We start from the raw sequence: 20,536 nt of genomic DNA, 5'->3' as shown, positions 1-20,536 counted from the left end.
GAAGGCGCGGAAGTCCCTTGGGGTTATGCCCTATGGAGGTTTTGACGTGTACATAGGGAAGGGGCTCTAAAGCCTTGGCCCCAACAGCGACAGGCTGAGCCAGGGCAGGATCCAGGGGCACCCGCACGGTGTGCTCGTGGCTGGGGGAAGCAAGCCCATACGGATCTACCACCCGCTTGGCGGTAGCGGGGATTTCCTTTACCCCGGGAATACCTTCCGCCCGCACCTCTGGGATCCGGGGTGCGTCCTTCTTGGCCCGCAGGATCCCCAAAGCCCCCTTGATAGCGGTACCGAAGACATGGGTTACCAGAGCGTAATCCCCCTCTACCGGCGGTACCCGCCATTCGATGACCCAGGAATCGCTCGGCCCCGCCAAAGCGGTCTGGGAGCCCACCACAAGGTTCTTCGGATTGCCCTGGTAGTACAGGTACTCAAAGACCCCGCCCACTATGTGGAACGTGCTGGTAAGGTTAGGCCCAACGTTAAGAAAGTAGATGCGCAGATAGTCCCCGGGACGAACTGGTATGGGTTCGTGTACATAACGGAAGTTCTTACCATTGAACATCACGTAAAGGGCCTTTCCATCGTAAAAATCGCGCCCTGAAGCGTAAACCTCACTCTGGATTATGTAGAGCTTGAGGTCCGGCCCCCGGCCGAGCTCCCGCTCCATCCGATACTTCTCCTTGGGCTCCACCACGATCATCCCAAACTGGCCCCCCATGGTGTGGGCCATAATGCCGTGACCCCCAGGGGCGCAGTGATACATAAAAATCCCAGGAAAATCTGCCGTAAAGCTGAACCCCCGGGTTTCCCCCGGTTGGACATTGCCCAGGAACCTCGAGGTCTGAGTGTTGGCGGCATGGATGGACAGACCATGGGTAACGCTATCCGAATTCCGAAGGGTGATGTATACGGTATCCCCCTCCTCCACCACCAGCATGGGCCCAGGGCTCATGTCGTTGAATGAGAAGCCCCTGAGGTAAACCCCTTTATCCACCTCGAAGATGCTAGAGCGGGCCTCGAGGGTAAAGTGCCTTTCCACCGCTATGCCCGGAACCCCTAAAACCAACCCTACGAGTATGCTTAAAACTTTGCGCATCTTTCACCTCCTAGGTCCTTACTCGGACCTCTACATCCGTGTTTTAGCACCACCTCCCAAGGACAGGTGTCCTTGTGACAAATGTCCCAAAGTAGGATACTCGCGCCGAACACCTTACCTACCCTTGACCTCGGTCAAAGCGTTGCATGCAGGGATAGGGATATCCTCGAGGTCATGAGGCTAGCCTTTGTGGGTTTAGGCTTGCTCTTCACGGGGCTAGGGTTCTTAGGGGCTTTCCTCCCCATCCTCCCCTCCACCCCCTTTTTCCTGATAGCGGCCTATCTCTTTTCCCGAAGCCACCCCCGCCTCGAGGCCTGGCTCCTTTCCCTACCCCAGGTAGGCCCCTTGGTGAAAAACTACCGGGAAGGCCGGGGCATCTCCAAAAAGACCAAGGTCCTAGCCACGGCCTTGGCCTTGGGGGCAGCGGGCATAAGCGCTTACGGCCTACCCCATCCTGCAGGCCAAGTAGCCGTGCTCCTCCTTATCGCCTATGGCCTCTACTTCATCTGGTCGCGGGTCCCCACCCTAGCGCCGGAGGAAGGCCCAAAAGACCAAGAGCTCCCAGAGGGCTAGAAAACCCAAGGGCCCATCCCGGTCTTCCCGGGATGGGCACGAGCTCCCTTTCCCCGGACACGGTTTGGGAGCGGTCAAGTGCCTTCCTGGGAGCTTTGGGGACAATTTCCAGTTTGGGGGAGCCTTTACCTTCCCCTGCCCTCCATAAATGGCCACCCTCTTGCTGGGAGTTTACCATGTAAGCATGCCGGTGCGGAGCCTCTTAAGACGCGAGGAGTCCTACGCTCTCCATGCGCTTTTGTTGTTGGCCGAGGAACCCGGCCTAAGCGCGGCGGAGGTCGCCGCCAAGCTCAAGGCCCCTCCTGCCTTCATGGCCAAGGTTCTCTCCAAGCTGGCCAAGGCAGGCCTGGTGGAAAGCCGCATGGGCCGGACCGGGGGGGTGTGGCTCCGGATTCCCCCAGAGGAGATCACCCTCCTCAGGGTGATGGAAAGCCTCTCCGGTCCCGTGGCCATAGATCTTTGCGCCACCTTAAAGCGCTGCCCCACCGAGGAGAGGCGGGGATTCTGCTACCTAAAGCCAAGCCTGGTGCGCATGAACCAGGAGATCCGGAAAACCCTTGCAGGTTTCACCCTAAAGGACCTCCTGCCCGAGACCACCAAGACCGCTTGACCCAGGTCATGGCGGTAAACCCCCATGGGCGCCAAGCTTAGGAGGGTATGGTGGAACTCACCTTAAAGACCACGGTAAACGAGGTGCTCCAACGCTATCCGGAAGCGGTGAGCCTACTCAACGAGTTGGGTATAGATACCTGCTGCGGCGGGGCCGATCCCCTGGAAGAAGCCGCCCGCCAAGCGGGGAAGAACCCAGAGGAGGTGTTAACTGCCCTCCTGGCCTTTTTGGGGAGGCGAGGATATGAACCTTCAGAAGAAGGCCCGCTACGGTGAGGTCCGCGGGGTGGAGCTCCTGGCCGACCACCCGGAGGTACGCCTGGTCCTCTTTAGCCTGCAAAAAGGGCAGGAGGTGCGGGGCCAAGGGGAGCCAAGGGTGCACCTCCTTTGCCTCGAGGGGGAGGGCGTCCTGTGGGCCGGGGAGCGCACCCTCCCCGCCACCCCGGGCACCCTCCTGGCGGTAGAGCCCGGGGAAGCCCATGGGGCCAAAGCCGGGGAGGGAACCCTTTTGGTGCTTGGCATCATCACCCCCAGGCCATGATTCCGGCGAGCCGGCTGGCCCTCACCACCGCCCTCCTCTGGTTCCTGGCCGCGGGGCTGGTGGGCCTGCTTCTAGGCCTGGGCCTCGTGCCCTACAGCTGGAGGCCCGCCCACGCCCACATGCAACTTCTGGGCTTCGTGAGCCTAATGATCTACGGGGTGGCCTACCACGCCTTGCCCCGATTCCGAGGGGTGGCCTTCCGTAGGCCAGGACTGGCTCTCTTCCAGGTGCTCTTGGCCAACCTCGGACTTCTAGGGATGGCCTTAGCCTGGGGCCTGGGGCTTGGAACCCAGATATGGGGGCTTTTCGCTCTCCTTTCGCTTTTGGCAGGGAGCCTCTTCGTCCTCCTCATGCTGGAAGTACTCTGGCGCTAAGGGTTCTTCGGACCTTACCAAGGAGAAGAGTATGCGTGCGACCAGTGTTCCCCTTAAGAGCGTGGCCCTCCCCACGGAGCACGGGGGCTGGGGGTTTACCCTAGAACCCCTCCTCCTCGGCCTGTTCCTCTCGCCGGGACCCCACACCCTGGGGCTATCCCTCCTGGGCCTTTTCGGGTTCTTGGCCCGGCACCCCTTGAAGTTGGCCTACCAGGACCTACGGAAGGGGAAGCGCTACCCCCGTACCCAACTGGCCTTGAAGGTGGGCGGGGCCTATTCCGCCTTGGCCCTTCTCGGCCTTCTCCTTACCGCCCTGACCGCGCAAGGCCCCTTCCTCCTTCCCCTCCTCCTGGCCCTGCCCTTGGGGGCCTACATGCTCTGGGCGGATGCCCTAAACCGCTCCCGGGACCTTTTCCCCGAGGTGGCCGCCGCCTTGGCCATGGCCTCCTTGGCCCCAGCCGGGGTTCTGGCCGGGGGCCTTGGGCCGGAGACCGCTTTGGGAAGCTTCCTGGCCTTGGCCCTGAGGGATGTGGCCGCCCTCTACTACGCCCGTACCCAGGTGCTCAGGGCCCGGGGAAGTAACCCTAAGCTTTACCCCGCCCACCTGGCCCTTTGGGCCTCCTTACTCCTGGCCCTCCTCCTCCAAGGCCAGGGGCTTCTGCCCGCTCCCACCACCCTTGCCCTTTTCCTCCTGGCCCTGTATGGAAGTCTGGCCCTCTTAAGGCCACCGGTGGAAGCCAAGGTCATCGGCTGGACACAGATGGGCTTTGGCCTTCTGGTGGTCCTGGCCACCGCTTTGGGCTACACCCTCCAGGGCCTTCCCACCGCCCTTTTGGGGGTGCCCCTTTTGCACCGGTTCCTGGGATGGGCCCTGGTGGGCCTGGCCTTTCTGGCAGGTCTTTACCTCCTCCTCCGGAAGGAGGTCAACAGGCCCGTGCGCATCCTGCTGGGCCTTTACGACCTGAATGCCCTCTTGGGCCTCCTCTACCTGGCCTTTTTCTGGAAACCCCTTCCCCACCCCCTTTTAGCCCTTATCGGGGTGGCCCTCCTTCACCTCCTCCTGAAAAAGCCCCACCCCTGGCCCGGGGTCGGCTTCCTCCTCCTGGGGTTCCTCCTTCTTTGGCACTGAGGCCCATGGTGGCCAAAACCACCCTCCCCCTTCCGCTCCCTGGGAAAATGTAAGCATGAGGAAAGCCTGGGGGATTCTCCTCCTCCTTCCCTTGGCCGGGGCCCTTTATGCCCTGTGGAGCCAGCCCGCACCGCCTTGGGGTGGGTCGGGAGATGTGGCTTGGGAGCTGGCCCAGGCCCCACCTGAACGCCTGCAGGAGGTGTACGCCAAGGCCCATCCCGCCGTTTTGCGCATCGATGGCCCGGAGGGAGGCCGGGGCACGGGGTTCTTTTACCGGGAGGGCCTGGTCCTCACCGCCTACCACGTGGTGGCGGAGGGCGGGCCTTATACCCTGGTGCTCGCCAACCAAAAGCGGGCCACGGCCACCCTCCTGGGTTTCGCCGAACCCCTGGACCTGGCCATCCTGGCCACGGAGGCCCAAGCCCCCGCCCTCCTTTCCCTGGAAACGCAAAGGCGCCCCCAGGTGGGGGAAGCGGTCTTGCACATCGGCAACGGGCGCAACCAGTTCATCGCCCCCCGGTATGGGCGCATCACCCGCCTTTTCGTGGACCCCTCGCCTTTCCTGCCTTCAGGTTTGGTGGAAACCAGCCTGCCCCTCTCCCCTGGGGACTCGGGCGGACCTGTGCTGGACCTCGAGGGGAAGGCGGTGGGGGTGGCGGTGGCCATCGGCCAGACGGAGGAGGGCTTCCGCAGCTTCTTCACCCCCCTCCTGGGCCGGGACCAGGTCCTGTCGGGGATGGAAGGGGGTAAGCGAAGCTACTGGCCCTATCTGGGCCTGAGGGGGCCCAGGGCCTTAACCCCGGAGCTGGCCCGGGAGCTGGGCCTGCCCCCAGGTGGGGTGCTGGTGGGCGAGGTGGTTCCGGGCGGGGCCGCCCACCGGGCAGGGCTAAGGGGGTTGGAGGCAGGAGGGGTGCCGGATGTGATCCTCGAGGTCAACGGGGTCAAGGTGAACAGTTTCGAGGACCTCCTGCGGGAGGTGCGCCGCTACCAGGTGGGGGACAGGATCCGCCTTAGCGTGCGCCGGGGCGGGGAGGTCCTACAGGTGGAGGCGGAGCTCGCCCCCTTTCCTGGCAGGTGATCACCCCATGAGGTCCCGATAAGAGGGAATCCCCGGCACACCATCCGCAAGGAGAACCGCCCGAAGGATCGCCCGGGTCACGGCATCGGCGGCGTAGGCCCCAAGGCGCAAGAGGGTGTAGGGGTCCACCCCCTTCCCCTCCCCCAGGGCCAGGGCGAAGACCAGGTCCCCATCCAGGGGCGTATGGGCCGGACGGATGGCCCGGGCGATCCCATCCTGGGCCATGATGGCAAGCCTCTTGGCCTGGGCCTTGCTCAGGGGGGCATCCGTGGCCACCACCGCCAGGGTAGTGCTCTGGCCCAAAAGGAAAGGGTAGCGGTAGTCCTCAGGCCTCCCCTGGTAACGGGAGCGGTCCGGAAGAAGGGCTCTTTCCTCCTCCGCCAGGAGATCCTCCCCGTAAAGCTTCCCCGTCCTGGGGTCAAAGGGCCGGCCCAGGCTGTTCACCGCCACCAAGGCCATGACCTGGTACCCCTCCTCCAGAAGGTACCCCGCCAAGCCCACCCCACCCTTGACCCCACCCGCCACCGCCCCGGTTCCCGCCCCCACGCTGCCTTCCTCCACCCTTTCCCCCGCGGCCAAGGCCGCCTGGTACCCGGCGTCCTCCCCCGGCGGGCGGTGGGCTCTTCCCCGGCCCAGGTCGTAAAGGACCGCCGCGGGCACGATGGGCACCACGCCCCCCGGGGTGAAGAAGCCCTTCTTCCTCTCCGCCAGGTAGCGCATGACCCCATCCGCCGCCCTCAGGCCGAAGGCGCTTCCCCCGGTAAGCAGGATGGCCTGCACCTTCTCCACGGTGTTTTCCGGCAAGAGGAGGTCCGTCTCCCGGGTACCGGGGGCCGCCCCCCGCACGTCCACCGCTCCCACCCAGCCCTCCTCCGCCAGGACCACGGTGGAGCCGGTGAGGGCCTCGAGGTCCGTGAAATGCCCCACCCCGAGCCCAGCAAGGAGGGCCCGGCTGCCTGCCAAGGCTTCCGCCATGGGACCAGTATGGGGTAGGCTAAGGACCAGAGCAAGGAGGGCATTATGTGGGAGTACATGATCCACGGCGAACCTTCCCCTAGGGTCCAAGCCTTTTTAGAAGGACTGGGAAGAGCCCTGGAGGCCCAGGGGTTCCGCTACAACCCCGAGGCCAAGGCTCCCAACCTGGTGCTGAACGCCATCTCCCCGGAAAACCCACGCCCTTACCGCCGGCGGGCCCAGGCCACCTTCGTGGCCTCGGTGCTGGAGCTCCCCGACTTTCCCGAAAACCCCCTCCAGGCCCTCTATCCCTACCTGGTCCGGGCCCTTTCCAACGTGCTTCTGGCCTATGTGCCCAGCCGGGGGGTCAAGTTCCTCACCCTGGAGCTCGGGCACTACGACGAGCCCAACGGGGAAGGGTTTTACGAGAGGGTGGCCGCGCGCCTAAGGCCCATCGCCTGCAGCCGCCTGGTCATCAACAACATCTTCCACAAGGACCTCGAGCCCGAACTCTGGCAGGGGGATGAGCTTACGGCAAGCATGTACCGGGCAGGGAAGAAACTCAAGGAGTGGGACCTTCTTCCTGCCCCCTTCCCCATCGAGGAGATCCTGCCCCCCGAGGACCTCCGGCATGTCAAACGGCTTTACGGCATCGGGGGGCTTTCCTACGGCAACCTCTCCGTGCGCAAGGATGAGCGCCGCTTCTGGATGTCGGCCAGCGGGGTGGACAAGGCCAACCTCAAGGAGATCGGCCGGGACATCCTGATGGTGAAGGACTACGACCCCCAGGAAAACGCCATCCTCCTCTCCGTGCCCCCCCACGTGGAACCCAGGCGGGTGAGCGTGGACGCCATCGAGCACTGGATGATCTACCGGGAGCACCCCGGGGTCGGGGCCATCCTGCACGTGCACGCCTGGATGGAAGGGGTTCCCGCCACCCCCTTCAACTACCCCTGCGGCACCTACGAGCTGGCCCAGGCGGTGGCGGAGAAGGTGCGCCAGGCCCCAGACCCCACCCGGGCGGTGGTGGGCCTGAAGAACCATGGCCTCACCATCACCGGGCGCAGCCTGGACGAGATCATGGAGCGGATAGAGGGCAAGCTCGTCCGCACCGTCCCCATGTCATGAAGGCCCTCCTCTACACCCCTTCCCTTCCCCGCTTCCTCGCCGCCAGGGCCCTGGGCAAGCGACTCCCCAAGGGCCTTCTGCCCCTAAGCCTCGTCCAACTTCCCCTTCCCGAGCGGCCAGGCTTCGTAAGGGTCAAGGTGCGGCTTAGCGGGGTCTGTGGCTCGGACCTGGCCCTTCTCTATGGGAAAAGCCCCCCATCCATCAGCCCCTTCTTCTCCTTTCCCGCCGTCCTTGGCCACGAGATCCTGGGGGAGGTGGAGGGAAGCCTGGTGGCGGTGAACCCCCTTCTCACCTGCGCCGACCGGGGCCTTCCCCCTTGCCCGAAGTGCCAGGAGGGCGAGGAAGGCCTATGCCAAAACGTGGCGGAAGGGTCCCTGGCCCCGGGCATGCTGGGCTACAACCGGGACCTCCCCGGGGGCTTTGGGGAGTGGGTCCTGGCCCGGCCGGAAAGGCTTTACCCCATTCCCGAAGGCGTGCCCGAGGAACGGGCGGTGCTCGCCGAACCCTTGGCGGTGGTGGTGCGGGGCCTCAAGAAGTTAAAGCCCTGGCCCAAGGAGGTCCTGATCCTGGGCATGGGTACCTTGGGCCTCCTGGCCCTCCAGGCCCTTAGGGCCCTGGGGTTTTCCGGAAGGGTCTATGCCGTGGCCAAGTACCCCCACCAGGCGGAACGGGCTTTGGCCTTCGGGGCGGACGGGGTTTTTGGGAGCGCCAAGGAGGCCCTGCGGGAAAGGGCCAGGCGCTACCGCTACCTCCTCTTTGAGGGATACCGGGGTGGGTACGAGGCGGTCCTCGAGGCCTCGGGAAGCGGGGCGGGTTTCCGCCAGGCCCTTGCCCTGGCCCAGGAAGGAGGCCGGGTCCTCCTCCTGGGGGCCCCGGGGCTGGACTGGGCCGACCTCTCCCCCTTCTGGTTCAAGGAGGTGGGCCTGGTGGGAAGCTACACCTATAGCCCCGAGGAGTTTGCCCAGGCGGTGGGACTCCTTCCCGAGCTCCGAGGCCTCGAGGCCCTCATCGGGGGCATCTTCCCCCTCACCGATTGGCCAAAGGCCCTTTCCGCCAAGGGCAAGGCCCTACTCCGGCCAAATGTGTCCTGAAGGGGGGTACCCCCTGGCCCAAGGGGCCACGCTTAGGGTCAAGGGGGTCCTGGTGGGCCAAGAGCCGCTCAAAAAGGGAGCGCGTTTCACGCCCCACCTCCTGCCAATGCCCCCTTTATCCCCTCCCAAGCCTTTTCTCAAGCCAGGGGCGTAAGATGTAGAGCATGTACGCCCTGCGCGAGGGCCTGCGGCAGATCCTCCGCCATCCCACGGCCAGCCTCGCCACCTTCTTCACCGCCCTGGTATCCTTCGCCCTCCTCCATTTCCTGGGCCTAGTCCTTTGGAACCTGGAGCGGGTGGTGCACACCCTGGAGCGGGAACTGGAAGTGGCGGCCTTCCTGCAAAAGAAGGCCGATGTGGAAGCCCTTCTCACCGAGATCCAGGGCTGGCCGGAAGTGGGCGAGGTGCGGCTGCAAAGCAAGGAGGAGGCCCTGGCCCAGCTGGTCCTGGACTACCCCTACCTGGCCGAGGCCAAGGACCTGGTGGAAAACCCCTTGCCCGACACCCTGCGCCTGAGGCTTAAGGATCCGGAGGCGGTGCGCCAGGTGGCGGAAAGGCTCAGGAAGCTTCCCGGGGTAGAAGGGGTGGAGTACGGGGGGGAGCTCACGGAACGGTTGGTCCAGGTGCTATCCGGAAGCCGGCTGGCCATGGGGGTCCTGGTGGGGCTCCTTCTCCTCAACACCTTCTTCAGCGTCATGGGCTCCATCCGCCTATCCCTGGAAAGCCGCAAGGAAGCCCTGGGCATCATGCTCCTGGTGGGGGCCACTCGGCGGTTCATCCAGGCCCCCTTCGTGGTGGAAGGGCTCCTGCTCACCCTGGGGGCAAGCCTCCTGGCGGTGTCCTTGGGTAGCCTCCTGTACCGGGGCCTGGCGCAGGCCCTCCAGGGGCTCCTTCCCTTCCTCCCCGTGCTGGGGGCCAAGGACCTCTGGCAGACGGGTCTTATGGTCCTGGCCCTGGCAGCCATCCTGGGGGCTGGCGGAGCCTTCATGGCCACCCGGGCCTATCTGAGGGAAGTCTAGGATGCGCCTTAGCTGGCTTCTCCTCCCCGTGCTTTTGTGCCAAGGCCTTCTCCCATGGGCCTTGGGCCAGAACGTGTCCGCCCCCCAGCAAAGCCAGCTGGTAGAGGGCACCCTGCGCAACCTGGAAAGCCAGCTGAACCGGGCTAAGGCCCTCGAGGAGCAAAGCCAAAAGCGGATCCGGATCCTAAACCAGGAGCTCTCCCGCCTCTCCAGTCGGGTGGAGAACCTACTTAAGGAGAAGGCCCGCCTGGAGGGGGAAATCACCCGGTTGGAAAGGGAGCGCGCCGCCTTAAGCCGGCAGATCGCCCAGCTGAAAGAGGAGATACGCCGTACAGAAGGGCGCATCGCCAAGCTGGAAATGGATCTGGAAAGCCTCAAGGAACGGCTTCAGGCCCTGATGCGAAACCTGCACCGGGAAAAGGCGGGCCGCTACCTACCCCTCCTCAGGGCCCAATCCTTCACCGATCTGGCGGTGCGGGCCCGCTGGGTGGGGTACATCTCCAAGCGGGATGCGGACCTGGTTCGCGCCCTTCAGGCCACCCTGAAGGCCCTGAGGGAGGAACGGGAGCGCCTAAGCCTTCTCCTCGCCGACCTCACCGCCAAGGAAAAGGCCCTTGGGGAAACCCAAAAGGCCCTGGAGGGGCAGAAGAGGGAGCTGGAGGCTACCCTCTCCAGCCTAGAGCGGGAAGCCCAGGGCAAAAGAGCCCTCCTGCGGGACGCCCTACAGGAAAGGGGGCGCCTGCAAGCGGAGCTGGCCCAGCTCCAGGCCCGGGTCCTGGCGGAGAGGCAACGCCTCCTGGAGCTCAAGCGCCAGGAGGAGGAACGGCGAAGGCGGGAGGCCGAACGCCGCCAAGCCGCGGCCCAAAGGGCGCCCCGGGAAGCCAGCGTGGTGGTGCCCCCTCCCCCCCTGCCCGCCACCGTGGGCCGGCTGGCCTTCCCCGTACCCGGGGGCAGGATCCTGGTGCCCTATGGGCAGGAAGGACCCTTCCAGGTGATCCAGGGCCCAGCCCCGGGAAGCCCCGTGCAAGCAGCCGCCGAGGGATACGTGGCCGGTATCCTCTACCTGCCCAACCTGGGCTACACGGTGATGCTGGCGCATACGGAAACCCTTTCCACCGTCTACACCAACCTGCAGGAGCCCCTGGTGCAGGAGGGGCAAAGGGTAGAGCGGGGCCAGCTCCTCGGCTACACGGGGGGCGGCCTCCTCATCCGCCCGGAGGAGCTGGAATTCAGGGTGGCGGTACGCGTGAGCGGAGAGACCCGCTTCGTGGATCCCTCCGCCTACTACTAGGGGCCTTTAAGGCTATGCCGGTTCGATAAGCCCGTAGTGGCCGTCCTTGCGGCGGTAGATGACGTTGATCTCGTCGGTCCTGGCGTTGCGGAACACAAAGAAATCGTGGCCCAAGGCCTCCATTTGGAAGGCCGCCTCCTCGGGGCCCATGGGCTTCATCTCAAAGCGCTTGACCCGGACGATCCTGGGACCTTCCTCCTCCTCGGGCTTGCGCAGGGCCTCGAGGTCCTGCACCTCCGGGGGCGGAGGCCCCTGGTACGAGTGGCGCTTGCCAATAAAGCGGCGCTCCTTGAAGCGCTTGAGCTGGGTTTCCAGGCGGTCCACCATGCGGTCGATGGCCGCGTAAAGGTCCGCGTCCTCCTCCTCCACCCTCACGAGCCCCCCGGGGAGGTCCACCTGTACCTCGGCCTTGGCCTTGCGGGCCACGTGATTGCTGCCCGCCAAGGAAAGCACCACCTTGGCCATGAGCTCCCCGTTCTGGTAGCGGTCCAGGCGGGAGAGCTTCCGCTCCACGTAGTCCCGGATGGCGTCGGTGATCTCCAGGTTGCGACCGATGAGTTTGTAGACGTTCATGCGCCCTCCTTTCCGCCCCGGTCAGGGCTTTCCCTTACCCTTATGCTACCACCTTCCCCCGGACGTTCGTCCCGCACCACCTGCCCCGCCTTCAGCACCACCACCCGGGCCGGGTAGGCCTCCAGGAGCTCCCGGCTGTGGGTGGCCACCACCACCGTGGCCCCCCGCTGGTGGGCGGCCTTGAGGATGTCCAGCACCCCTAGGGCGTTATCCAGGTCCAGGTTCCCCGTGGGCTCGTCGGCCAGGATCACGGGAGGGTCCAAAAGCAGGGCCCGGGCCAGGGCCACCCGCTGGGCCTCCCCCACGGAAAGCTCCTCGGGAAAAGCCCTTTTCTTGTGGGCAAGCCCCACCCGGCGCAGGGCGGTAAAGATCCGCTCCCCCCACTCCCTCTGGGGAACCCCCTGCACCCGGAGGACAAAGGCCAGGTTCTCCTCCACCGTCATGTCGGAAAGGAGGCGGTGGTCCTGGAAGACCATGCCGATCCTGCGACGGTGGAGGGCCACCTGGTCCCCCTTGAGGAGCCTCAGGTTTTGCCCGGCGAAGTACACCGCCCCCTGGGTGGGAAGAAGCCGGCGCAAGATCAGGGAAAGCAGGGTGGACTTTCCCGCCCCCGAGTGGCCCACCACGTAGACGAACTCCCCCTTCTTGACCTCGAGGCTCACGTTGTAAAGCGCCTTAGTCCCCGTGCGGGGGTACTCCAGGCCCACCCGGTGGAAGGCGATCATGCCCTTACTATACGGAAGGCAGACCACGGTTGTTTCTCATGGTGGGGCGCTATAGTGGAGGCTAGGTGAGGGAAGAGATGAAAAGACGCGCATGGTTCATCGCCGGGCTCGGGGTGATCCTGGCCCTGGTATACGCCCAGCTACCTCGTCCCCAAGCGGAAAACCTCCTGCAAAACCCCAACGGCCAGGCCCTCCTGGAGGTCTACCAGAGGATCCAGCAGGACTATCTGGAACCCCTGCCCCGGGAGAAGCTCAACGCCCTCCTGGAAGGGGCCATCGGGGGCATGGTTTCCGCCCTGAAGGACCCCTTCACCAGCTACTCCCCACCCCAGCGGGCAAGCCTCCGGCAGGAGGATCTCAGGGGGGAGTTCTTCGGCATCGGGGCCACCCTCTCCCCCGCCAACCCCGACGGCACGGGGGCGAGGATCGAAGGGGTGATGAAGGGCCTTCCCGCCCAGCGGGCCGGTATGCGGGCCGGGGATGTGATCCTCGAGGTGGACGGGGAGGATGTGACCGGGCTTCCCCTCCAGGAAGTGGTGGCCAGAATCCGCGGCCGGGAGGGCACCAAGGTCACCATCAAGGTGCGGCGGGAAGGGGCCCCTGCCCCCTTGGTCTTCGAGCTCATCCGGGAAAAGGTGGAAATCATCTCGGTTTCCACGGGGAGGATCGGGGATGTGGGCTATGTGGCCTTGGAGACCTTCGCCAACTTCAAGGTGGAGGACCAGCTGAAGAAGGCCATTGATGGGCTCAAGGCCCAGGGCATCAAGAAGCTCATCCTTGACCTCAGGGACAACGGAGGAGGCCTTTTGGACCAGGGCTGCGCCGTGGCCAGCGCCTTCCTTAAGGAAGGCCCCATCGTCTACACCCGCACCAAGAACCTCACCCGGGTCTGGTGCGAGGCCTCGGGGAGGCCCTTGTGGGATGGCCCCATGGTGGTCCTGGTGAACGGGAACAGCGCCTCCGCCAGCGAGATCGTGGCCGGGGCCCTGCAGGACCACGGCCGGGCCAAGGTCATCGGGGAGAAAACCTTCGGCAAGGGCGTGGGCCAGACCCCCTACACCCTGGCCAACGGGGGCGAGCTCACCCTGGTCACCTTTGAGTGGCTCACCCCCAAGCGCCGGGCCATCAACAAGGAGGGCCTGAAGCCCGACATCGAGGTGAAGGACACCCGCTTCCCCACCCCCCTCTCCCTACAAGGGGTCGGGGCACCCCCGGGGGCCGAGGTCAGCGTAACCCTAAACGGCAAGACCGTGAAGGTGAAGGCCGATGCCGAGGGTAAGTTCACCTACGCCGAGCCCCAGCGCCAGCGGCCCCTTCCCGAAGACCGGGGGCAGGCGGTCTTGGACCTGGAGGGAGACGCCATCCTCAAGCGGGCCTTGGAGGAGCTTAAGGCCGCCCGTTAGCCTGGGCGGATGGCCGAAGGGGCCGGGTTTTCCCCGGCCTCTTTGGCCCACCCCACCCTGGCTCCGCCGAGGTGGGGCCTTGGCGGTCCGCTGCACCCCTAAAGCTATCTCACCACCGCCCCCGGGGGAATATCCCCCTCCACGGTGACCAGGGTGAGCCTATCCCCTTCCGAAGCCGCCAGGATCATTCCCTGGCTCTCCACTCCTCGGAGCCTGGCCGGTTTCAGATTGGCCACCAGCACCACCTTCTTCCCCACGAGCTCCTCGGGGCGGTACCACCGGGCGATGCCGGAAACCACGGTGCGCTCTTCGTTCCCCAGGGAAAGCCGGAGCACCAAAAGCCTATCGGCGTTGGGATGCTTCTCCGCCGCCACCACCTCCGCCACCCTCAGCTCCACCTTGGCGAAATCCTCTATGCCGATGAGGCGATCCTCTGGATGATCCTCCATTTGGCCCTCTCCGGAACCCCTGGCCTCCTTGGGAAAGAGAACCCCTGCCTCCTGGGGAAGGGGGAGGGGTTCCGCCAAGCCCCAGCGCTCCGCCTCCTCGAGGCTCACCTCCTCCTTCAGGCCCAAGGCCCGCCTTAGCTCGGCCATCTTGCCCGGCATGGCCGGGGTAAGGAGGATGGAAGCGATCCTCAGACCCTCCACCACCCGGTAGAGCGCCGCCCTGGCCTCCTTGGGATCCCCCTTGAATAGCTCCCAGGGACGCTTCTCGTTGATGTAGCGGTTTATGGCCTTGACGTAGGCCATGGCCTCCTCGAGGGCCACGTGGAAGCGAAGGTCCCGCACCAGACCCCTGAGGCGTCCCGCAAGGCGCGTGCCCTCCTCCAGCTCCTCCCCGGGAACCGGCTCGGGAATGCGTCCCTCAGCGAAACGAAAGAGCATGGCCCGGGTGCGCTGGAGAAGGTTGCCCAGGTCGTCGGCGAGATCCGCCTCGTACCTAGCCTTCAAGGCCTCCTCGCTCACCGGCGTATCCTGGCCATAGGGAATCTCCCGCAAAAGGTAATAGCGCACCGCATCCCGGCCGTACTTCTCCGTGAGGGCAAAGGGATCCACCACGTTCCCCAGAGTCTTGCTCATCTTCCGCCCATCCGGCCCCAGCAGGAACCCCCCCACGTTCAGGTGCCGGTACATGGGAATCCCCGCCGCCTTCAGCATGGTGGGCCAGAAGACGGCATGGGGCTTCAGGATGTCCTTGCCGATCAGATGCCAGGCCTGGGGCCAGAAGGTGGCGTAGCGAGGGTCCTCGGGGTAGCCCAGGGCGGAAACGTAGTTGATGAGGGCGTCAAACCACACGTAGGTCACGTGGGCCTCATCCCAGGGCAAGGGGATGCCCCAGGGTACCCGGGCCTTGGGCCGGGAGATGGAAAGGTCCCCAATGGGCTCGGAGAGCATGGAGAGCACCTCGTTCCTATACCCCTCAGGCCGGATCAGGTCCGGGTGGGTCTGGAGGTAATCGATGAGCCACTCCCGGTACTTCTCCATGCGGAAGAAGTAGTTCCCTTCCCGTCTCCGCTCCACGGGGCGGGCGTGAATGGGGCAAAGATCCCCTTGAAGCTCCTTCTCCGTATAAAAACGCTCGCAGCTTACGCAGTAAAGCCCCTCATACTCCCCGTAGTAGATGTCCCCAGCCTCGTAGACCTTCTGTAAGACCCGTTGCACCACCCGCTTATGCCGCTCCTCGGTGGTACGGATGAAATCGTCGTAGGCGATGCCCAAAAGCTCCCAAGCCTTGCGGAAGCGCTGGGATACCCGGTCCACAAAGGCCTTTGGCTCCTCTCCCGCCTTCAGGGCCGCCCGGTAGACGGTTTCCCCGTGCTCGTCGGTGCCGGTGAGGAAAAAGGTCCGGTATCCGTCCAACCGGTGCCAGCGGGCCAGGAAGTCCGCCACCACCGTGGTGTAGGCGTGGCCCAGGTGGGGTTCCGCATTCACGTAGTAGATGGGGGTGGTGATGTAAAAAACCTTTTCCATCCCTCCTCCAAGAAAAACCGGGGCATGCGCCCCGGGCGGGAAGGCCCTCCCGCCCTAAGAATGGGGCATGCCCTTCATGGGTCCGATTCTACACCTTACGGGAGGATCTCCTCCACCCCCATGGGCCCCGCCACCAAGGCCCGGGTGGCGAGTCCCACGAAGATCCCCGTTTCCACCACCCCGGGGATCTCCAGGAGGGCCTTGTGCAGGCCCAAGGGATCCCCGATGGGGCCAAAGCGCACGTCGGCGATGAGATGACCCCCATCGGTGAAGTAGAACTCATCCCCCTCCATCCTGAGCTCCGGCTCCCCGCCCAGGGCGCGGATGGCCTTCAAGGTGGCCAGATGGCCAAAGGGCACGATCTCCACCGGCACCACCCCCCGGCCCAGCACGGGCACCTTCTTGGTGTGGTCGGCGATCACGATAAACTCCTTGGCGTTGCTCTCCACAATCTTCTCCCGCAGGAGAGCCCCGCCCAGGCCCTTTATCAGGGAAAGGTCCGGGGCGATCTCATCGGCCCCGTCAATGGCGAGGTCCACCCCCTCCGGAGGAAGGTCCAGCAAGGGGATCCCCTCCCTAAGGGCCAGGTCCTTGGTGGCCTCCGAGGTGGGAACCCCTTTAACCCCCTTAAGCTCCCCTTCCCGGAGGCGCCGGGCCAGCTCCAAGACGGCATACCGGGCCGTGGACCCCGTTCCCAAGCCCACCACCATGCCATCCTGGACATAGGCCACAGCGGCGTGGGCCGCCTCCTTCTTATACGATTCCAAGGGTCTTTCCATGGCTAGAACCCCCTTAAGCTCCGCAAGGCCTCGGCCACTTCCTCGGCATGCCCCTCCGGGGACACCTTTTTCCATACCTTGGCGATGCGCCCTTCGGGGTCTATCAGGAAGGTCTGGCGCAAAATCCCCTCGTACTCCTTGCCGTAAAGCTTCTTCCTCCCCCAAGCCCCGTAAGCGGTGATCACCTGCCGCTCGGGATCGGCAAGAAGGGGAAAGTTTAGGCCGTACTTCTCGGCAAAGCGCTTGTGGCTCTGGACGTCATCCGCCGACACCCCAAGCACCACGGCACCCAGCTCCTGTAGATCCCCCATGCGGTCGCGAAACCCACAAGCCTCCTTGGTGCAACCCGGGGTGTCGTCCTTGGGGTAGAAGTAGAGAACCACCCACTTCCCCCGGTAATCGGAAAGCCGGTGAATCCGCCCCTCCTGGTCCGGCAGGGCGAAGTCGGACGCAAGGGTTCCAGGCTCCATGGGGGCATCTTACCCCAAGCCCCCGGAGCAGGGATAAGGGGGCGCTAAAGTTTGTAGCCGAAACGGCGGAGAAGGTCCTTACGCCAGGCCACCTCGGCCTCGTCCTCCACCCCCAGGGGCGTAAAGCCATCCATCACCCCCAGGATGGCCCGCTGCTCTCCTTCCTCCGCCACCACCACCTTGAGGGGATTGGCGGTGGCGGCAAAGATGCGCACCACCTCTGGGCAGGCCTTCACCGCATGGAGCACGTTAATGGGGTAAAACCCCTCCCCTAAAAAGATGAGGAAGGTGTGTCCCGCCGCCAGGTTGAGGAGGTTTTTCACCGCAAGCTCGGTAAGCTCGGGATCGGTGCCCGAGCGCCGCACCAGGCGCTTGCCGCTGGCCTCGGAGAAGGCCAAGCCGAACTTGATGCCCGGCACGGCGGTCACCAAAGCCTCGTGGAGGTCCTCCACCGTCTTGATGAAGTGGGCCTGGCCCAGGATGACGTTGAGGTTTTCCGGCTTCTCTATGGGGATGAGCTTGAGTTCCATGCCCCCATTTTATCCGTGGCCCAAGACCCAACCCCAGGGGGTCCGAAAGGTGTAGCATGGGTCCCATGGAGGTTCTGGAAAAGGCCGTAGGGGGGGAGAGGCTTACCGAAGCCGAGGTGCTTACCCTTTTTGACCTCCCCCTGCCCGAGCTGGCTGCCGCCGCTCACGAGGTGCGCCTTCAGAAAACCCATCCAGAGGTGGTGACCTTTCTCATAGACCGCAACATCAACTACACCAACGTCTGCACGGTGGGTTGCGCCTTTTGCGCCTTTTACCGCACCCGGCGGCAGAAGGATGCCTACACCCTCACCTACGAAGCCATCGCCGAGAAGGTAGCGGAACTCTACCAGGTGGGGGGAAGGCGCATCCTGATGCAAGGGGGGGTGAACCCCGAGCTTCCCCTGGAGTGGTACCTGGACCTTCTCCGCTACCTCAAGAACCGCTTCCCCGACCTGCGCATTGACGCCTTCAGCCCCGAGGAGATCCTCGGACTGGAAAGGCTCACGGGGCTTAAGGCCGGGGAGATCTTGGAAAAGCTGATGGAGGCTGGCCTAGATGGGATGCCGGGGGCCGGGGCGGAGATCCTGGTGGACGAGGTGCGGCAAAAGGCCGCTCCCGCCCGCATCAAGACCGCGGACTGGTACCGCATCGTGGATGCCGCCCAGGCCTTGGGGCTTTACACCCTGGCCAGCATGGTGATCGGCTTTGGGGAAGGCCCAAGGGAGCGCACCCTTCACCTCCTGGGCATCCGCGCCCAGCAGGACAAGGCCCTGAAGCAGTACCGGAATGGCTTTGCCGCCTTCGCCCTCTGGACCCTGCAGGTGGAGCACACCCGCCTGAAAGGAAAGGCCCCTGGGGCCACTAGCCATGAGTACCTGAAGACCCTGGCCATCGCCAGGCTTGCCCTGGACAACTTTGCCCACTTCCAGGCTTCCTGGCCCACCCTGGGGTTCAAGGTGGCCCAGGCCGCCCTTTACTACGGGGCCGACGACTTCGGCAGCACCATGCTGGAGGAGAACGTGGTTTCGGCAGCCGGGGGGCATGGGCGCACCCACGCCACGGTGCGGGAGATCGTGCGCCACATCGTGGATGCGGGCTTCCGGCCCGCGGAGCGGGACCCCCTCTACCGCATCCTGCGCTATCCGGACCCCAGGGCCATCCTAGGTGAGGAAGCCGGGCTTCCCCTGGCCTAAGCGGGTTCCTTCTGCAATAACCCTAGGCGGATCTCCTCCAGGAGGGGGGCCAAGGGCCTACCCCCCTCGAGGGCCCGCACCAAGGCGCTTCCCACCACCACCCCGTCGGCCACCGCCGCTTGGGCCGCGGTTTCCCGCCCGGAAACCCCAAAGCCCACAGCCACGGGCAAGGAGGTTTTGGCCTTGATCCGCCGCACCAGGTCCCGCACCTCCTCGGGCAGGCGCTCCCGCTCCCCAGTGACCCCGGTAACGGAGACCGCATAGATGAACCCGGTGGCGTAGCCCACCACGGTCTCCACCCGCCTATCCGTGGAGGTGGGGGCCAGGAGAAACACTGTTTCCAGCCCGATCTCCTGCGCCAGGCGCACCAGGGAGGGGTCCTCATCGGGAGGAAGGTCGGGCAGGATGAGGCCCGTGGCCCCCGCCTGCTTGAACAGGCTGAAGAACCGCTCCGGCCCCCAGGCCAGCACGGGGTTCAGGTAGGTCATGAGGAAAAGGGGCTTTTCCGTGAGGGCGCGCACCTCCCGGAAGAGCTCCAAAACGCCCTGGACGCTCATACCCTTCCTCAAGGCCTCCTCGCTGGCCCGCTGGATCACCGGGCCGTCCCCCAGGGGATCGGAGTAGGGGAGGCCGATCTCCAGAAGGTCGGCGTAGGGCAACACCTCCTTCACCGCCTGCAGGAACCCCTCGCGGCTGGGGAAGCCCGCGGTGAGGTAGGGGATCAAGGCGGCCCGGCCCTCGGCCCTGGCCCGGGCAAAGGCTTCCAGGGTGGTCATAGTTCCCCTCCCAAAAGGCGCATCACCTCGGTCACGTCCTTGTCCCCTCGGCCCGAGAGGTTGATGACCACGATCTGGTCCTTGTCCATCTCCGGGACCACCTTGGCCGCGTGGGCGATGGCATGGGCGGACTCCAGGGCGGGGATGATCCCCTCGAGGCGGGCGAGGAGCTTGAAGCCCTCCAGGGCCTCCTCGTCCGTCACCCCCGCGTACTCGGCGATGCCCTGGTCGGCGTAGTAGCTGTGCTCCGGCCCCACCCCGGGGTAGTCCAGCCCGGCGGACACCGAGTGGGCCGGGGTGATCTGGCCGTCGTGGTCGTAGAGAAGGTACATGTAGCTGCCGTGCAACACCCCCCGCTTCCCCGCCCCGATGCTGGCGGCGTGCCTACCGGTGGAAAGCCCCTCCCCGGCGGCCTCCACCCCGATGAGCCGGGGGCGCTCCCTTTCGGGAAGGTAGGCAAAGGGGGCAAAGAGCCCGATGGCGTTGGACCCTCCCCCCACGGCGGCGATGAGGGCGTCGGGAAAGCGGCCAAAAAGCTTTTGGCTCTGCTCCTTCACCTCCTCCCCGATCACGCTTTGGAATTCCCGCACCATCATGGGGTAGGGGTGGGGACCCACCACCGAGCCCAGGATGTAGAAGGTGGTGCGCACATGGGTGAGCCAGTCCCGGATGGCCTCGTTGGTGGCGTCCTTAAGGGTGCGGCTTCCCGCGGCCACCGGGCGCACCTCGGCCCCCAGAAGCTTCATGCGGAAGACGTTCAAGGCCTGCCGCCTCACATCCTCCTCACCCATGTAAACCACGCATTCCAGGCCGAAAAGGGCGGCCACCGTGGCCACGGAAACCCCGTGCTGCCCGGCGCCGGTTTCGGCGATGACCCGCCTTTTGCCCATGCGCCGGGCCAGGAGGGCCTGGCCCAGGGTGTTGTTGATCTTGTGGGCCCCGGTGTGCAGGAGGTCCTCCCGCTTCAGGTAAACCTGGGCCCCACCCCAGTACTCGGAAAGCCTTTTGGCGTGGTAAAGGGGGGTGGGCCGGCCGGCAAAGGTCCTGAGGTAGTACTCCAGTTCTGCCAAGAACGCAGGGTCCTTCTTGGCCTCCCTGTAGGCAGCCTCCACCTCCTCCAGGGCCGGGATCAAGGTCTCGGGGACATACCTTCCTCCGTAAGGACCGAAGCGCCCTCGAGGGTCGGGCAGGGGAAAGTCTGGCAACCTCAACATACTCGCTCCGAAAA

Annotated in this window: 23 protein-coding genes; 13 read left to right on the top strand and 10 right to left on the bottom strand. The window is 65.1% G+C overall.

The features are described 5' to 3' along the window. Window positions 1-1,099 (bottom strand): multicopper oxidase domain-containing protein (locus L0C59_RS05745; RefSeq protein WP_243090244.1); only part of this gene is annotated, 1,099 nt, incomplete at its 3' end. Window positions 1,100-1,273: 174 nt separating this feature from the next. On the opposite strand from L0C59_RS05745, the gene L0C59_RS05740 reads away from it, so the two are divergent. From L0C59_RS05740 to L0C59_RS05710, 7 genes are all read left to right on the top strand, one after another. Further along, on the top strand, window positions 1,274-1,672 hold the full coding sequence (locus tag L0C59_RS05740) for a YbaN family protein (protein WP_243090243.1): 399 nt from the start codon (window positions 1,274-1,276) through the stop codon (window positions 1,670-1,672). A gap of 184 nt (window positions 1,673-1,856) precedes the next feature. Then, window positions 1,857-2,282 carry an RrF2 family transcriptional regulator gene (locus tag L0C59_RS05735; RefSeq protein WP_243090242.1) on the top strand — a complete coding sequence of 142 codons (426 nt, stop codon included), beginning with the start codon at window positions 1,857-1,859 and terminating at the stop codon, window positions 2,280-2,282. 47 nt (window positions 2,283-2,329) lie between these two features. Then, complete coding sequence (locus L0C59_RS05730) at window positions 2,330-2,557, top strand: DUF542 domain-containing protein (RefSeq protein WP_243090241.1); 228 nt, start codon at window positions 2,330-2,332, stop codon at window positions 2,555-2,557. Further along, window positions 2,526-2,822 (top strand): AraC family ligand binding domain-containing protein, encoded by a 297-nt coding sequence (locus tag L0C59_RS05725; RefSeq protein ID WP_243090240.1) that lies wholly within the window; start codon window positions 2,526-2,528, stop codon window positions 2,820-2,822. Before L0C59_RS05730 ends, L0C59_RS05725 begins: the two co-directional genes overlap by 32 nt. Next, window positions 2,819-3,196 carry a hypothetical protein gene (locus L0C59_RS05720; protein WP_243090239.1) on the top strand — a complete coding sequence of 126 codons (378 nt, stop codon included), beginning with the start codon at window positions 2,819-2,821 and terminating at the stop codon, window positions 3,194-3,196. Before L0C59_RS05725 ends, L0C59_RS05720 begins: the two co-directional genes overlap by 4 nt. A gap of 31 nt (window positions 3,197-3,227) precedes the next feature. Further along, window positions 3,228-4,325, top strand: a complete 1,098-nt coding sequence (locus L0C59_RS05715) for a YwiC-like family protein (protein ID WP_279232540.1) — start codon at window positions 3,228-3,230, stop codon at window positions 4,323-4,325. A gap of 55 nt (window positions 4,326-4,380) precedes the next feature. Beyond that, a complete protein-coding gene (locus tag L0C59_RS05710; protein WP_243090238.1) occupies window positions 4,381-5,403 on the top strand; it encodes a S1C family serine protease in 1,023 nt (340 codons plus the stop codon). Here the strand turns inward: L0C59_RS05710 and L0C59_RS05705 are convergent, their stop codons facing one another. Then, window positions 5,404-6,378, bottom strand: coding sequence for a P1 family peptidase (locus tag L0C59_RS05705; protein WP_243090237.1), 975 nt, complete (start codon window positions 6,376-6,378; stop codon window positions 5,404-5,406). It abuts the gene before it with no gap. 45 nt (window positions 6,379-6,423) lie between these two features. On the opposite strand from L0C59_RS05705, the gene L0C59_RS05700 reads away from it, so the two are divergent. The 4 genes from L0C59_RS05700 (at window position 6,424) to L0C59_RS05685 (ending at window position 10,886) form a co-directional block, all read left to right on the top strand. Beyond that, entirely contained in the window at window positions 6,424-7,485 is a 1,062-nt protein-coding gene (locus L0C59_RS05700; RefSeq protein WP_243090236.1) for a class II aldolase/adducin family protein, read from the top strand. Next, window positions 7,482-8,576, top strand: coding sequence for a zinc-dependent alcohol dehydrogenase (locus tag L0C59_RS05695; protein ID WP_243090235.1), 1,095 nt, complete (start codon window positions 7,482-7,484; stop codon window positions 8,574-8,576). The genes L0C59_RS05700 and L0C59_RS05695 overlap by 4 nt, the downstream gene beginning before the upstream one ends. 164 nt (window positions 8,577-8,740) lie before the next feature. Beyond that, window positions 8,741-9,595: a cell division protein FtsX gene (locus tag L0C59_RS05690; protein WP_243090234.1), complete on the top strand. Its 855-nt coding sequence runs from the start codon at window positions 8,741-8,743 to the stop codon at window positions 9,593-9,595. 1 nt (window position 9,596) lies between these two features. After that, window positions 9,597-10,886: a murein hydrolase activator EnvC family protein gene (locus tag L0C59_RS05685; protein WP_243090233.1), complete on the top strand. Its 1,290-nt coding sequence runs from the start codon at window positions 9,597-9,599 to the stop codon at window positions 10,884-10,886. A 12-nt stretch (window positions 10,887-10,898) separates the two neighbouring features. Here the strand turns inward: L0C59_RS05685 and hpf are convergent, their stop codons facing one another. Both hpf and ftsE read right to left on the bottom strand, forming a co-directional pair. Continuing rightward, window positions 10,899-11,459 carry a ribosome hibernation-promoting factor, HPF/YfiA family gene (gene hpf / locus L0C59_RS05680; RefSeq protein WP_243090232.1) on the bottom strand — a complete coding sequence of 187 codons (561 nt, stop codon included), beginning with the start codon at window positions 11,457-11,459 and terminating at the stop codon, window positions 10,899-10,901. Further along, entirely contained in the window at window positions 11,456-12,184 is a 729-nt protein-coding gene (ftsE, locus tag L0C59_RS05675) for a cell division ATP-binding protein FtsE (protein ID WP_243090231.1), read from the bottom strand. Before ftsE ends, hpf begins: the two co-directional genes overlap by 4 nt. A gap of 77 nt (window positions 12,185-12,261) precedes the next feature. Between ftsE and L0C59_RS05670 the strand changes: the two genes are divergently transcribed. After that, window positions 12,262-13,587, top strand: coding sequence for a S41 family peptidase (locus tag L0C59_RS05670; RefSeq protein ID WP_243090230.1), 1,326 nt, complete (start codon window positions 12,262-12,264; stop codon window positions 13,585-13,587). Between the two features lie 104 nt (window positions 13,588-13,691). Here L0C59_RS05670 and metG read toward each other — a convergent pair whose 3' ends face one another. The 4 genes from metG to L0C59_RS05650 all read right to left on the bottom strand — a co-directional run bounded on the left by metG (window position 13,692) and on the right by L0C59_RS05650 (window position 17,339). Then, window positions 13,692-15,560: a methionine--tRNA ligase gene (gene metG, locus L0C59_RS05665; protein ID WP_243090229.1), complete on the bottom strand. Its 1,869-nt coding sequence runs from the start codon at window positions 15,558-15,560 to the stop codon at window positions 13,692-13,694. A gap of 95 nt (window positions 15,561-15,655) precedes the next feature. Further along, window positions 15,656-16,339: a ribose-5-phosphate isomerase RpiA gene (rpiA, locus tag L0C59_RS05660; RefSeq protein ID WP_243090228.1), complete on the bottom strand. Its 684-nt coding sequence runs from the start codon at window positions 16,337-16,339 to the stop codon at window positions 15,656-15,658. A gap of 2 nt (window positions 16,340-16,341) precedes the next feature. Next, complete coding sequence (gene bcp, locus L0C59_RS05655; RefSeq protein WP_243090227.1) at window positions 16,342-16,809, bottom strand: thioredoxin-dependent thiol peroxidase; 468 nt, start codon at window positions 16,807-16,809, stop codon at window positions 16,342-16,344. Between the two features lie 44 nt (window positions 16,810-16,853). Then, entirely contained in the window at window positions 16,854-17,339 is a 486-nt protein-coding gene (locus L0C59_RS05650) for an adenosine diphosphatase (protein ID WP_243090226.1), read from the bottom strand. Window positions 17,340-17,395: 56 nt separating this feature from the next. Between L0C59_RS05650 and mqnC the strand changes: the two genes are divergently transcribed. Continuing rightward, the gene (mqnC, locus tag L0C59_RS05645; protein ID WP_243090225.1) at window positions 17,396-18,532 is read left to right on the top strand and encodes a cyclic dehypoxanthinyl futalosine synthase; all 1,137 of its coding nucleotides are present in this window, start codon (window positions 17,396-17,398) and stop codon (window positions 18,530-18,532) included. On the opposite strand, the gene trpA is transcribed toward mqnC, so the two are convergent. Continuing rightward, window positions 18,529-19,308: a tryptophan synthase subunit alpha gene (gene trpA, locus L0C59_RS05640; RefSeq protein ID WP_243090224.1), complete on the bottom strand. Its 780-nt coding sequence runs from the start codon at window positions 19,306-19,308 to the stop codon at window positions 18,529-18,531. The two genes, mqnC and trpA, sit on opposite strands and share 4 nt — an antisense overlap. Further along, the gene (trpB, locus tag L0C59_RS05635) at window positions 19,305-20,522 is read right to left on the bottom strand and encodes a tryptophan synthase subunit beta (protein ID WP_243090223.1); all 1,218 of its coding nucleotides are present in this window, start codon (window positions 20,520-20,522) and stop codon (window positions 19,305-19,307) included. The genes trpA and trpB overlap by 4 nt, the downstream gene beginning before the upstream one ends. Window positions 20,523-20,536: the final 14 nt, after the last annotated feature.

Origin of the sequence: Thermus neutrinimicus (genome assembly GCF_022760955.1) — a bacterium.
GTDB classification, from domain to species: domain Bacteria; phylum Deinococcota; class Deinococci; order Deinococcales; family Thermaceae; genus Thermus; species Thermus neutrinimicus.
The sequence above is the reverse complement of the archived record's forward strand: the minus strand, read 5'-3'. Positions and strand labels throughout refer to the sequence as shown.

Coding starts and splice junctions, on each gene's coding strand:
- L0C59_RS05710 (WP_243090238.1), top strand. CDS start 4,381: ATGAGGAAAGCCTGGGGGATTCTCCTCCTCCTTCCCTTGGCCGGGGCC.
- L0C59_RS05670 (WP_243090230.1), top strand. CDS start 12,262: ATGAAAAGACGCGCATGGTTCATCGCCGGGCTCGGGGTGATCCTGGCC.
- bcp (WP_243090227.1), bottom strand. CDS start 16,809: ATGGAGCCTGGAACCCTTGCGTCCGACTTCGCCCTGCCGGACCAGGAG.
- L0C59_RS05690 (WP_243090234.1), top strand. CDS start 8,741: ATGTACGCCCTGCGCGAGGGCCTGCGGCAGATCCTCCGCCATCCCACG.
- L0C59_RS05720 (WP_243090239.1), top strand. CDS start 2,819: ATGATTCCGGCGAGCCGGCTGGCCCTCACCACCGCCCTCCTCTGGTTC.
- rpiA (WP_243090228.1), bottom strand. CDS start 16,339: ATGGAAAGACCCTTGGAATCGTATAAGAAGGAGGCGGCCCACGCCGCT.
- L0C59_RS05650 (WP_243090226.1), bottom strand. CDS start 17,339: ATGGAACTCAAGCTCATCCCCATAGAGAAGCCGGAAAACCTCAACGTC.
- L0C59_RS05705 (WP_243090237.1), bottom strand. CDS start 6,378: ATGGCGGAAGCCTTGGCAGGCAGCCGGGCCCTCCTTGCTGGGCTCGGG.
- L0C59_RS05740 (WP_243090243.1), top strand. CDS start 1,274: ATGAGGCTAGCCTTTGTGGGTTTAGGCTTGCTCTTCACGGGGCTAGGG.
- metG (WP_243090229.1), bottom strand. CDS start 15,560: ATGGAAAAGGTTTTTTACATCACCACCCCCATCTACTACGTGAATGCG.
- L0C59_RS05685 (WP_243090233.1), top strand. CDS start 9,597: ATGCGCCTTAGCTGGCTTCTCCTCCCCGTGCTTTTGTGCCAAGGCCTT.
- L0C59_RS05695 (WP_243090235.1), top strand. CDS start 7,482: ATGAAGGCCCTCCTCTACACCCCTTCCCTTCCCCGCTTCCTCGCCGCC.
- L0C59_RS05725 (WP_243090240.1), top strand. CDS start 2,526: ATGAACCTTCAGAAGAAGGCCCGCTACGGTGAGGTCCGCGGGGTGGAG.
- hpf (WP_243090232.1), bottom strand. CDS start 11,459: ATGAACGTCTACAAACTCATCGGTCGCAACCTGGAGATCACCGACGCC.
- trpA (WP_243090224.1), bottom strand. CDS start 19,308: ATGACCACCCTGGAAGCCTTTGCCCGGGCCAGGGCCGAGGGCCGGGCC.
- L0C59_RS05735 (WP_243090242.1), top strand. CDS start 1,857: ATGCCGGTGCGGAGCCTCTTAAGACGCGAGGAGTCCTACGCTCTCCAT.
- L0C59_RS05730 (WP_243090241.1), top strand. CDS start 2,330: ATGGTGGAACTCACCTTAAAGACCACGGTAAACGAGGTGCTCCAACGC.
- L0C59_RS05700 (WP_243090236.1), top strand. CDS start 6,424: ATGTGGGAGTACATGATCCACGGCGAACCTTCCCCTAGGGTCCAAGCC.
- L0C59_RS05715 (WP_279232540.1), top strand. CDS start 3,228: ATGCGTGCGACCAGTGTTCCCCTTAAGAGCGTGGCCCTCCCCACGGAG.
- ftsE (WP_243090231.1), bottom strand. CDS start 12,184: ATGATCGCCTTCCACCGGGTGGGCCTGGAGTACCCCCGCACGGGGACT.
- mqnC (WP_243090225.1), top strand. CDS start 17,396: ATGGGTCCCATGGAGGTTCTGGAAAAGGCCGTAGGGGGGGAGAGGCTT.
- trpB (WP_243090223.1), bottom strand. CDS start 20,522: ATGTTGAGGTTGCCAGACTTTCCCCTGCCCGACCCTCGAGGGCGCTTC.